The organism is Dietzia sp. CQ4, from assembly GCF_014145125.1.
In the GTDB taxonomy this organism is placed as follows: Bacteria; Actinomycetota; Actinomycetes; order Mycobacteriales; family Mycobacteriaceae; genus Dietzia; species Dietzia natronolimnaea.
This window is the reverse complement of the sequence record NZ_JAALDZ010000240.1, coordinates 1-12,059: the sequence shown is the minus strand read 5'-3', so window position 1 is coordinate 12,059 and position 12,059 is coordinate 1. Positions and strand designations below refer to the sequence as shown.

The following is a 12,059-nucleotide window of genomic DNA, read 5'->3' as shown; positions in this document are numbered from 1 at the left end:
CGGACCCGGACCCGGACCCGGACCCGGACCCGGACCCAGCCGCGGACCCGGACCCGGGACGGGCCTCGTCGGCGGCGTGCTCGCCGTCCTCCGCGGTCACGCGGGCCCGGCCGAGGTCAGGTGTGCGCGCAGGACCCCGGAGACGCGCTCGGGCATCTCCACTGTGGGTACGTGGGCGGCGGGGGACAGGGTGACGAACTCGGCCCCCGGGATGCCCTCCGCGAGCTCGCGCAGCACCTCGGGTGGTGTGGAGGGGTCCTCGTCTCCGGCCACCACGAGGGTGGGGCAGGTGATCCGGCCGAGGTCGGCGCGGCCGTCCCAGACCGACAGGGCATCGCACGCGGCGGCGTACCCCTCGGCGCTGGTCGCCAGGATCATCCTTCGGAGACCGGCCACCAGGGAGGGATCCTCCTGGGCGCGTCCGGGGGTGATCCACCGCGCCACCACCGCGTCGGCGACGGCCGCGGTGCCACCCTCGCGGACCGCGGCCGCGCGGTCCGCCCATCCGGAGGGCTCGCCGAACCTCGCAGCCGTGCACAGCAGGGCAGCGGACCGGACCCTGGTGGGCTCGTGGACCGCGAGCCACTGGGCCACGGCGCCGCCCAGGGAGAGCCCGACCACGTGGACGTGACCCTCGCCGAGGGTGTCGAGCAGGGCGAGGACGTCGCCGGAGAGGTCGGCGATCGTGCACGGCCCCGGAATGACGTCTGAGTTCCCGTGCCCTCGGTGGTCGACGGCGATCACCACGTGGTCGCGGGCCAGATCGCGCACCTGGGCGTCCCACATCGACCGGTCCGAACCGAGGGATCCGAGCAGTACTACGGCAGGGGCATCCGCTGAGGGCGGGCCGCTGACCTGGTGAGACAGGGTGGCGGGCATGGGATGGGTCCTTTCCTGGGGAGCGGCGGGTCAGTTCTGGTGCGGGTGACGTGAACCACGATACGCTGGAAGTGTACGTAAGACGAACAGTTGTGCAACAGGCGAACAGGTCCTACGATGTGTGACATGACCAACAAAATCTTCTCGTCGGCCGCCGCCGCGGTCGCGGACATCCCGGACGGCGCCTCCCTCGCCGTGGGGGGTTTCGGTCTGGTCGGCATCCCCGCCGTCCTGATCGACGCACTCCTGGAACAGGGCGCCACCGATCTGCAGACCGTGAGCAACAACTGCGGCACGGACGGCTTCGGCCTCGGCACGCTCCTGGAGGCCCGCCGCATCACCCGCACCACGGCCTCCTACGTGGGGGCCAACAAGGAGTTCGCCAGGCAGTACCTGAGCGGGGAGCTCGAGGTGGAGCTGACGCCGCAGGGCACGCTCGCCGAGCGGATGCGATCCGGTGGGGCGGGCATCCCGGCCTTCTACACGCCGGCGGGCGTCGGGACGATGGTCGCCGAGGGCGGACTGCCGCTGCGCTATGACGGCGACGGGGGAGTCGCCGTGGCCTCCGAGCCCAAAGAGGTCCGAGAGTTCGACGGGACCCCGTACGTCCTGGAGCGCGCGATCGTCACGGATTTCGCGCTCGTCCACGCCCATCGGGCGGACACGGCGGGCAACCTGCAGTTCCGCGGCACCGCCCGGAACTTCAACCCGGACGTCGCGATGGCCGGCCGCATCACGATCGTCCAGGCCGAGGAGATCGTCGCGGCCGGCGAGATCGACCCGGCGGACGTCCATCTCCCCGGCATCTTTGTCCAGCGGCTCGTCGAGGTCGGACGCCAGGAGACCGGCGTGGAGATCGAGAAGCTCAGCAGCAGGGGAGAGGACAGGTCATGAGCTGGACACACGAGCAGATGGCGGCACGCATCGCCACCGATTTCGTCGACGGGCAGTACGTCAACCTGGGGATCGGAATGCCGACACTGATCCCGGACCACCTACCGACGGGCGTCCACGTCACTCTCCATTCGGAGAACGGGATCCTCGGCGTGGGCCCCTACCCGACGCCCGAACAGCTCGACCCGGAGATGATCAACGCGGGCAAGGAGACGATCACCGCGGCTGCCGGGGCGGCGTTCTTCTCGTCGTCGGCGTCGTTCGCCATGATCCGGGGCGGAACGGTCGACGTGGCCGTGCTCGGCGCCATGCAGGTCTCACAGACCGGTGACCTGTCCAACTGGATGATCCCCGGCGCCATGGTCAAAGGCATGGGCGGGGCCATGGACCTGGTCCACGGCGCCGGCCGGGTGGTCGTGATGATGGACCACGTCACCCGCACGGGCGAGGCCAAACTCCTGGCGGAGAACTCCCTGCCGTACACCGGGCGCGGATGCGTCCAGCGGGTCGTCACCGACCTGTGCGTCCTCGACATTTGCCCGGAGGGGTTCCGACTCGTCGAACCGGCCCCGGGCGTCACGATCGAGGAGATCCGCGCCAAGACGGGCGCCGACGTCCACACCTAGCGCGACCTCCCGCCCGACCGCCCCTCCGCCCGGTCGGCACACCACCGATCGGCCCCGGGGCGAACAACGGGTGTACGGCGGCTCGCGCGGTCAACAGGGTGCCGGTTCCTCACTACTGTGGGGACCGACCCCGTCGTCGCCAGAGGAAGGTCCCCGCGCATGAGCTCCACCGCCCCGGTCACCGTCACCGTCACCGGTGCCGCCGGAAAGATCGCCTACTCCTTGCTCTTCCGGCTGGCGTCCGGTCTGGTCTACGGCCCCGACACCCCGGTCCGCCTCCGACTGCTGGACATCCCGTCGGCCGTCACGGCCGCCGAGGGCGTGGCGATGGAGATCGAGGACTGCGCTCTGCCGCTGGTCGACTCGATCGAGATCACCGACGACGCGACCGCGGCGTTCGACGGCGCCAACGCCGCGTTCCTCGTCGGGGCCATGCCGCGGGGCAAGGGCATGGAGCGCTCCGACCTGTTGAGCGCGAACGGTGCCATCTTCCGCGACCAGGGACGCTCGATCAACGCCGGCGCCGCGGACGACATCCGCGTCGTGGTGGTGGGCAACCCCGCCAACACCAACGCCTACATCGCGCACAGGCACGCCCCGGACGTCCCGGCCGGTCGGTTCACCGCCCTCATGCGGCTCGACCACAACCGGGCGTTGAGCCAGCTCGCCACCCGCCTGGGCGCCCCCGTCGCCGAACTCGACGGGGTCGTGGTGTGGGGGAACCACTCGGCCACCCAGTTCCCGGACGTCTCCTATCTCACCCGAGCCGGTGAGCCCGTGACCGCCGGGCTCGGGCGGGACTGGCTGGCCGACACCTTCATCCCGCGGGTCGCGAACCGGGGATCCGAGATCATCGCCGTGCGGGGCTCGTCGTCGGCCGCCTCCGCGGCCGGGGCCGCCGTCGATCAGATGCGTGACTGGGTCCACGGCACACCGGGGGAGAGCTGGACCACGGTCGCGCTGCCCTCCGACGGGCAGTACGACACGGTCCCGGGGGTGGTCACCGGCCTGCCCTGCCGCAGTCACGGCGGGGAATGGGAGGTCGTCGAGGGTCTGGAGATCGACGATTTCCAGCGCGCCCGCATCGACGCCTCGGTGGCCGAGTTGATCTCCGAGCGCGACGCCGTGCACGCCCTCGGCCTGACCGACTGACCCCGGGGGCGGGGCCTCCGGCGGCGTGTGTGGGGTCCCGGCGCGGACGGCCTACGATGGTCGGGTGACGACTGCAGCGACCCCCGGCCCCGAGACCGACCGCGCGGATTTGCTCCCCGCCTCCTGGAACCCCGGCGAGGTCGAGTCCGAGCTGTACCGACGCTGGGTCGACGCCGGCTACTTCGAGGCGGACCCCTCCAGCGACAAGCCCGCGTACTCGGTGGTGCTGCCTCCGCCGAATGTCACGGGCAGCCTGCACATGGGCCACGCGCTCGACCACACGCTCATGGACGTGCTCACGCGGCGCAAGCGCATGCAGGGGTTCGAGGTCCTCTGGCTTCCCGGAATGGATCACGCCGGGATCGCCACCCAGACCCTCGTGGACCGCAAGCTCCGCGCCGAGGGGATCGACCGCCACGAGATCGGGCGAGAGGCGTTCATCCAGAAGGTCTGGGAGTGGAAGCGTGAGTCCGGCGGGACCATCGGCGAGCAGATGCGCCGCCTCGGCGACGGAGTCGACTGGTCGCGTGAACGGTTCACCCTCGACGAGGGACTGTCCCGCGCGGTGCAGACCATCTTCAAGGAGCTCTACGACCAGGGGCTGATCTACCGCGCCGAGCGGCTGGTCAACTGGTCGCCCACACTCCAGACCGCGATCTCGGACATCGAGGTCAAGTACGCGGATGTCGAGGGCGAGTTGGTGAGCTTCCGCTACGGCTCGATGGACGACTCGCAGCCGCACCTGGTGGTGGCCACGACCCGGCTCGAGACGATGCTGGGCGACACGGCGATCGCCGTGCACCCGGAGGACCCGCGGTACGCCCACCTCGTGGGCACCGAGATCGAGCACCCGTTCCGTGAGGGCTGGACCATGCGCGTCGTGGCGGACGACCACGTGGACCCCGAGTTCGGGACGGGGGCCGTCAAGGTCACGCCCGCGCACGACCCCAACGACTTCGCGATCGGCCAGCGCCACGGGCTGGAGATGCCCACGATCATGGACGCGGCCGGCCGCATCGCCGACACGGGGACACGCTACGACGGGATGGACCGGTTCGAGGCGCGAAGGGTGATCCGCGAGGACCTCGCCGCCGAGGGCCGGATCGTCAAGGAGGTGCGCCCGTACCTGCACTCCGTCGGACACTCGGAGCGATCTGGCGAGCCGATCGAGCCCCGGCTGTCCCTGCAGTGGTGGGTCAGGGTCGAGGAGCTGGCCAGGATGGCCGGCGACGCCGTGCGCGACGGCGACACGGTGATCCACCCGAAGAGCCAGGAACCGCGCTGGTTCGACTGGGTCGACGACATGCACGACTGGTGCATCTCCCGCCAGCTGTGGTGGGGCCACCGCATCCCCATCTGGTACGGGCCGGACGGCGAGGTGGTCTGTGTGGGCGTGGGCGAGGAGCCGCCCGCCGGGTACACGCAGGACACGGACGTGCTCGACACGTGGTTCTCCTCCGGGCTGTGGCCGTTCTCGACCATGGGCTGGCCCGACCGGACCACCGACATCGAGCGGTTCTACCCCACGTCCGTGCTGGTCACCGGGTACGACATCCTGTTCTTCTGGGTGGCCCGGATGATGATGTTCGGCACCTTCGTGGGTCGCACCCTGACGGGTGACACCTCCGCCCCGGGGAAGGTCCCGTTCACCGACGTGTTCCTCCACGGGCTCGTCCGCGACGAGCACGGCCAGAAGATGTCCAAGTCCAGGGGAAACGGCATCGACCCGCTCGACTGGGTCGACCGCTTCGGCGCCGACGCCCTGCGCTTCACCCTGGCCCGGGGCGCCAACCCCGGCGGCGACCTGTCCGTGGGTGACGACGCCGCCCAGGCCTCGCGCAACTTCGCCACCAAGCTGTTCAACGCCACGCGGTTCGCGCTGATGAACGGCGCGAAGGTGGGCGAGCTCCCGGACGCGTCCGCGCTCACCGACGCCGACCGGTGGATCCTCCGGCGCCTCGGCGAGGTGCGCGTGTCGGTCGACGACGCCCTGGACCGCTACGAGTTCTCCAAGGCCTGCGAGGCCCTGTACCACTTCGCGTGGGACGAGGTGTGTGACTGGTACCTGGAGCTGGCCAAGGTCCAGTTCGGGAACGACGACGAGGCGCGCGGCTCCGAGCGCGCCGAGCACACGCGGCTCGTGCTGGGACACGTGCTGGACGTGGTGCTGCGGATGCTGCACCCCGTCATCCCGTTCGTCACCGAGGTGCTGTGGACGGCCCTGACCGGACGCGACTCCGTGGTGGTCGCGGACTGGCCCTCCGACGTGGCCCCGGCAGAGGGGGCCGCGGAGTCCGTGCGCCGCGTGGCCGACGCCCAGACCCTCGTCACCGAGATCCGCCGCTTCCGCTCCGACCAGGGACTCAAGCCCGGCCAGCGGGTGCCCGCGCGCGTCACCGGGGTCGACGCGGCGGATCTGCCCGCCGACCTGCTCGACCAGGTGGCCTCGCTCGCGCGGATCACCCCGGCCGGGGACGACTTCACCGCCACCGCCTCGCTCGAGGTCCGGCTGGGGCTGTCCACGGTGGGGGTCGAGATCGATACCTCCGGCACCATCGACCTGGCCGCCGAGCGTCGCCGCCTGGAGAAGGACCTCGCGGCCGCGCGCAAGGAGCTGGAGACCACCGGCGCCAAGCTGGGCAACGAGGCGTTCCTCGGCAAGGCCCCCGACCACGTGGTGGACAAGATCCGCGCGCGCCGGGATCTCGCCGAGACCGAGGTCAGCCGGATCTCCGCCCGACTCGAGGGCCTCCCGGCCGGGAGCACCGCCTGATGGCGGGTCATCGGTGGCTCGAGCCCCACGACCCGGACGAGGGCTGGGACACCCCCACGGAGGAGGACGTCGCCGAGATGCTCGGCGAGGAGGGCCTGGTCTCCGGGGTCTCCCTCGGCGGGCCGCTGCCCGGTGACGAGGACGGCGAGGACCACCAGGAGCCGCGACCGATCCCGGAGGTCGGCAGCCCCGAGTGGCAGGCCGACACCGCAGAGCTCGCGGCGGTCGAGGAGGAACTGGCCACCCGGTGGCCGGAGACCCGCCTCGAACCGAGCCTGGACCGGATCGCGGAGCTCACCGGCGTCCTCGGGGATCCGCAGCACGCCTACCCGGTCGTCCACGTGGCGGGGACCAACGGCAAGACCTCGGTCACCCGGATGATCGACGCCCTCCTTCGGGCACTGCACCAGCGCACCGGGCGCAACACCAGCCCGCACCTGCAGACCGTCACCGAGCGCATCGCCCTGGACGGCGAGCCCGTCCCGGCACGCCTGTTCGTGGACACCTACCGCGAACTGCAGCCGTACCTGGAACTGGTGGACCAGCGGTCCGAGGCCGGTGGTGGACCCCGGATGAGCTACTTCGAGGTGCTCACCGCGATGGCCTTCGCGGCCTTCGCCGACGCCCCGGTGGACGTGGCCGTGGTGGAGACCGGGATGGGCGGGACCTGGGACGCCACCAACGTGGTGAGGCCGGCCGTCGCCGTCGTCACCCCTGTCGGTCTGGACCACACCGACTACCTCGGGGACGACCTGGCGACCATCGCGGGGGAGAAGGCGGGGATCATCCAGCCCGGAGCAGAGGATGACCTGCTGCCGAGGGACCCGGTCGCCGTGATCGGTCGCCAGGAGCCCGAGGCGATGGAGGTGCTGCTGCGTCGCGCGGTCGAGGTGGGCGCGGTGGTGGCACGTCTCGGCTCGGAGTTCGACGTGGTCGAGCGCCGCCTGGCGGTGGGCGGACAGCAGCTCACCCTGCGTGGTCTCGGAGGCGAGTACCCGGAGGTGTTCCTCCCTCTGTTCGGCGAGCACCAGGCCGAGAACGCCGCCACCGCCCTGGCCGCCGTCGAGGCGTTCTTCGGGGCGGGCCCCGACCGGTCGCTGGACCCCGAGCTCATCCGCGCCGGATTCGCCGCCGTGGACAACCCCGGCCGGCTCGAGCGCCTCAGCTCGAGCCCGACGGTGCTGGTGGACGCCGCGCACAACGGTCACGGCGGGCGCGCACTCGCCGAGGCGGTGACCTCCGAATTCGACTTCCGACGTCTCGTCGCCGTGGTCGCGATGCTGGACGGCAAGGACGCCGACGCCTTCCTCGCGGCCATCGAGCCGGTGGTCGACGAGGTCGTCGTCACCAGGACCGGGTCGCCGCGCGCGATGGCGCTCGAGGACCTCGCGAGGGTCGCCGAGGACCGGTTCACCGCCCAGCGGGTCCACGTGGTGGACACCCTGCCCGATGCGATCAGCGCCGCGCTGGACCTGGTGGGGGTCCCCGACCCGACCGCCGACGACGACGTCTCCGGGGTCGGCGTACTCGTGACGGGATCGGTGTTGACCGCGGGGGCCGCCCGCAGCCTGTTCGGAAAGGACGCACAGTGACCGACACCGGTTCCGTCGATCCGGCGGCCACCGCCCACGAACCCTCGGTGGATCCGTGGAAGGGACTTCGGGGGATCATGGCCGGGACCCTGATCCTCGAGGCGATCGTGATCGGCCTGGTGCTCACGGTGATCGCGAGGGTCGACGACGGAGAGCACTTCCAGCCCTGGAAGGTGTGGTTCGTCAGCCTGCTCGCCGTGGCGATGGTCGTGGCCAGTGGACTGCAGCGGCGTCCCTGGGCGATCCCGCTGAACCTCACCCTCGCCGGGCTGGCGGTGGCGGGGTGGGCCGTGCACTGGTCGATGGGCGTGTGCGGCCTGATGTTCGCGGCGGTGTGGGCGTACATCCTCTATCTGCGGCGGGACCTCTCCCGGCGGATGGCGGGCGGGTACCTGCCCAGCCAGCACGACTGACGGGTCCCGGGTACTTGTAGCATTGCGGCCGTGACCGAGAGAACTTTCTTCCTCATCAAGCCCGATGGCGTCCAGCGAGGCCTGACCGGCACCATTCTCGCGCGAATCGAGGCCAAGGGCCTCCGGCTCGTGGCCATGGACATGCGCCGGGTGCCACAGGAGACCGCGGCCGCGCACTACGCCGAGCACGCCGAGCGTCCGTTCTACGGCGACCTGCTCGAGTTCATCACCTCCGGGCCGGTCGTGGCCGGTGTCGTGGAGGGTCCGCGCGCGATCGCCGCGTGGCGACAGCTCGCCGGCGGGACCGACCCGGTGGAGAAGGCCGCCCCCGGGTCCATTCGCGGGGACTACGGGCTGGAGACCCAGTTCAACCTCGTCCACGGGTCGGATTCCGAGGAATCCGCGGCACGTGAGATCGAACTGTGGTTCCCCGGACTCTGATCTGACCTCATCACCAACGATCCCGGTTCATCACCGGTGATCGCACCGGACGCGCCCGTCGGTCCCCGGACCGACGGGCGCGTTCGTCGTCTCACCTCGCCCGCGCGGCGACGGATCGTCGGCGTGTGTGGGACAATGGCCGAAGCCCACATTCTTGGCGAGCGGACCTCCAGTTCGCCCCGGATCGGGCGCCCGCCCTCCGCGGCCCGGATCACACCGGGATCGCGGACCACAAGACATAGCCCCACCCGAGGTGGGGCCCAGAGAGAAATGCCGACCCCGTGCGGCGGCGTGGGTCACCGGAGCACTCCGGTGACGTGATCGCGCCCGGAGTCCGGCCAGAGGAGACACGTGTCGGATTCGAACCTGACCATCGACGATCTCAACGCGCTTCCGGAGAAGATGCGCGCGCACGCGGCCGCCAAGGCCGTGGGGATGACCAGCAAGGAGTTCCTGGCCGCCATGGCCGGCATCGGCGTGGAGGTCAGGAGCGCCCAGTCCGGGGTGACGCGCGAGGTGCTGCTCACGTGGTTCGCCAGCCGCGGGGACGGCGGGGCCACGACGTCCGAGGCGGCCACCGCCACCGAGGACGCCCCGGTGGAGAAGCCCGCCCGCGCGGCACGGGCCGAGAAGGCTCCCGCCAAGAAGGCGCCCGCCAGGAAGGCGGCGGCCGAGAAGGCCCCCGCGGACAAGGCCCCCGCGGACAAGGACCCCGCGGAGAAGGGCCGCGCGGAGAAGGGCCCCGCCGAGACGGCGGAGACCGAGAAGCCCGCCCGGAAGGCCCCCGCCGACAAGGCCCCCGCCAAGAAGGCGCGCAAGGCCGCGGCGGGGAAGACGGCGCCGGATGCCACCGCAGAGCCCACCACCGAGAAGAAGTCCGGGACGCAGGCGCCCGTGCGTCGACCCCTGCCGGAGATGTCGATCGTCACCGGTGAGGTGGGCGCGGCGGAGTCCGGGAACCGTCGCCGGTCCACCGCGACACCCTCGTTCTCCCCTCTGTTCCTCTCTCCGGATGAGGCCGCTGCCAAGGCCGAGCGGGAGCGCCCGGCGCGCACGAGGTCCGCGGCGTCCGACAGCGCCCGGACCGACAGCACCCGGACCGACAGAGCCCGGACCGACAGAGCCCGGACCGACGCTGCTGACACCGGGCCCACGGATGACTCGCGGACCCGGGGGCGCTCCGACGCCGCCACCGACTCCACGGAGGCCACCGACCCCACGGAGGCCTCCGACGTCACCGACACCGGCGACGGCGGTGGGCGTCGCCGCCGGCGTGGCCGTCGTGGCCGCGGCCGTGGACGTGGCGAGAACATCGACGAGCAGAACAACGAGACCGACCGGGCCGACGGGGATCCGGAGGGGTCCGACGCCGCCGACGACCGGGACGACCGGGACGAGTCCGGCGGCGGGGGCTCCGGCGGAGACGACTCCCGTCCCGACACCGACTCGTCCGATCGCGCCGAGGGGCGGTCCGGATCGGGGGACGACTCCTCGGATGACGACTCGGACGACTCCGACGGGTCACCGTCCGGCTCGCGTCGGCGTCGCCGGCGTCGTCGTCGTGGAGGGGGTTCGGGCAACGACGACACCCAGGCCTCCGGCGACGACTCCACCGACACGGACGCCCAGGAGCAGCGCGAACCGCGGCGTCGACCGGCGCGTGGGGGACAGGCCTCCGGTTCGGGCTCGTCGAACGACGAGGTCCAGGGCATCAGCGGTTCGACCCGGCTCGAGGCCAAGCGCCAGCGCCGCCGCGACGGACGCGATGCCGGGCGCCGCCGCCAGCCCATCCTCTCCGAGTCCGAGTTCCTCGCCCGTCGCGAGTCCGTCGACCGCGTGATGGTGGTCCGGGAGAAGAGGCGCGGCGACGGCAAGGGGATCATGACCCAGGTCGGCGTGCTGGAGGACAAGGTGCTGGTGGAGCACTTCGTCACCACCGAGTCCGCGCGCTCCATGGTGGGCAACGTCTACCTCGGCCGCGTCCAGAACGTGCTCCCGAGCATGGAGGCCGCGTTCGTCGACATCGGCCGCGGTCGCAACGGCGTCCTGTACGCCGGTGAGGTCAACTGGGAGGCCGCCGGACTCGGCGGTAAGGCCCGGCGGATCGAACAGGCGCTCAGGCCCGGCGACATGGTCCTGGTGCAGGTCACCAAGGATCCCATCGGCCAGAAGGGCGCCCGCCTGACCACGCAGATCTCGCTGGCCGGTCGGTTCCTGGTGTACGTGCCCGACGGCAACTCCACCGGCATCTCCCGCAAGCTCCCCGACACCGAGCGGCGTCGACTCAAGGCGATCCTCAAGGACGTCGTCCCCGAGGGCTCGGGCGTGATCATCCGGACCGCGGCAGAGGGGGTCAGCGAGGAGGAGATCGGCCGGGACGTCGAACGACTGGCCGCCCAGTGGACCGAGATCGCCGAGGCCTCCGCGAAGCGGACCTCCGCGGGTGCCGGCACACCGATCGCCCTGTACGAGGAGCCCGACCTGCTGGTCAAGGTGGTGCGAGACCTGTTCAACGAGGACTTCTCGTCGCTGGTGATCCAGGGCGACACCTCGTGGGACACCGTGCACGACTACGTCTCGAGGGTCGCACCGGAGATGACCGAGCGGCTCGAGCGGTACGACAACCCCGACGTCGACGTGTTTGCCACCCACCGCGTGGACGAGCAACTGGCCAAGGCGCTCGACCGCAAGGTGTGGCTGCCCTCCGGTGGCTCGCTCGTGATCGACCGCACCGAGGCCATGACGGTCATCGACGTCAACACCGGCAAGTACACCGGCTCGGGTGGCAACCTCGAGGAGACCGTCACCAAGAACAACCTCGAGGCGGCCGAGGAGATCGTCCGCCAGCTGCGCCTGCGCGACGTGGGCGGGATGGTGATCATCGACTTCATCGACATGGTGCTCGAGGCCAACCGCGACCTCGTGCTGCGGCGGCTCACCGAGGCACTGGGGCGCGACCGCACCCGTCACCAGGTCTCCGAGGTCACCTCGCTGGGGCTGGTCCAGCTCACCCGCAAGAAGCTGGGCACGGGTCTCGTCGAGGCGTTCTCCACGCCCTGCGAGCACTGCCAGGGCCGTGGCCTGATCGTGCACGCCGACCCCGTCCACACCGAGTCGCACAACGCCGACGAGCCCGGCTCCCGCCGCGGCCGCAAGCGCGGCGGCAAGGGATCGGACTCGGATCAGTCCGACTCCCAGGCCTCCTCGTCGTCCGCGCCCAGGCAGGCGCCCAGGAAGGACGGGCCCGCGCCGGCCGCGCACCCCGCCGCGCTCGCGATCGCCCGTCAGG

General features: G+C 71.4%; 9 protein-coding genes. 8 read left to right on the top strand and 1 reads right to left on the bottom strand.

Features of this window, described 5'->3' with window-relative positions:
* Positions 1 to 96: 96 nt before the first annotated feature.
* On the bottom strand, positions 97 to 879 hold the full coding sequence (pcaD, locus tag G6031_RS13435; RefSeq protein WP_182653529.1) for a 3-oxoadipate enol-lactonase: 783 nt from the start codon (positions 877 to 879) through the stop codon (positions 97 to 99).
* 126 nt (positions 880 to 1,005) lie between these two features.
* On the opposite strand from pcaD, the gene G6031_RS13430 reads away from it, so the two are divergent.
* The 8 genes from G6031_RS13430 to G6031_RS13395 all read left to right on the top strand — a co-directional run.
* Positions 1,006 to 1,773, top strand: a complete 768-nt coding sequence (locus tag G6031_RS13430) for a CoA transferase subunit A (RefSeq protein ID WP_179524926.1) — start codon at positions 1,006 to 1,008, stop codon at positions 1,771 to 1,773.
* Complete coding sequence (locus G6031_RS13425; protein WP_182638864.1) at positions 1,770 to 2,399, top strand: 3-oxoacid CoA-transferase subunit B; 630 nt, start codon at positions 1,770 to 1,772, stop codon at positions 2,397 to 2,399. Before G6031_RS13430 ends, G6031_RS13425 begins: the two co-directional genes overlap by 4 nt.
* Positions 2,400 to 2,558: 159 nt before the next feature.
* Complete coding sequence (locus G6031_RS13420) at positions 2,559 to 3,551, top strand: malate dehydrogenase (RefSeq protein WP_182638862.1); 993 nt, start codon at positions 2,559 to 2,561, stop codon at positions 3,549 to 3,551.
* Positions 3,552 to 3,615: 64 nt separating this feature from the next.
* Entirely contained in the window at positions 3,616 to 6,324 is a 2,709-nt protein-coding gene (locus G6031_RS13415; protein WP_182638860.1) for a valine--tRNA ligase, read from the top strand.
* A complete protein-coding gene (locus G6031_RS13410) occupies positions 6,324 to 7,916 on the top strand; it encodes a folylpolyglutamate synthase/dihydrofolate synthase family protein (protein WP_182638858.1) in 1,593 nt (530 codons plus the stop codon). The genes G6031_RS13415 and G6031_RS13410 overlap by 1 nt, the downstream gene beginning before the upstream one ends.
* Positions 7,913 to 8,329, top strand: a complete 417-nt coding sequence (locus G6031_RS13405; RefSeq protein ID WP_179524931.1) for a DUF4233 domain-containing protein — start codon at positions 7,913 to 7,915, stop codon at positions 8,327 to 8,329. The genes G6031_RS13410 and G6031_RS13405 overlap by 4 nt, the downstream gene beginning before the upstream one ends.
* Positions 8,330 to 8,359: 30 nt before the next feature.
* Positions 8,360 to 8,770, top strand: a complete 411-nt coding sequence (gene ndk, locus G6031_RS13400; protein WP_182616664.1) for a nucleoside-diphosphate kinase — start codon at positions 8,360 to 8,362, stop codon at positions 8,768 to 8,770.
* 351 nt (positions 8,771 to 9,121) lie between these two features.
* On the top strand, positions 9,122 to 12,059 hold a 2,938-nt coding region (locus G6031_RS13395; RefSeq protein WP_182653528.1), incomplete at its 3' end, for an Rne/Rng family ribonuclease.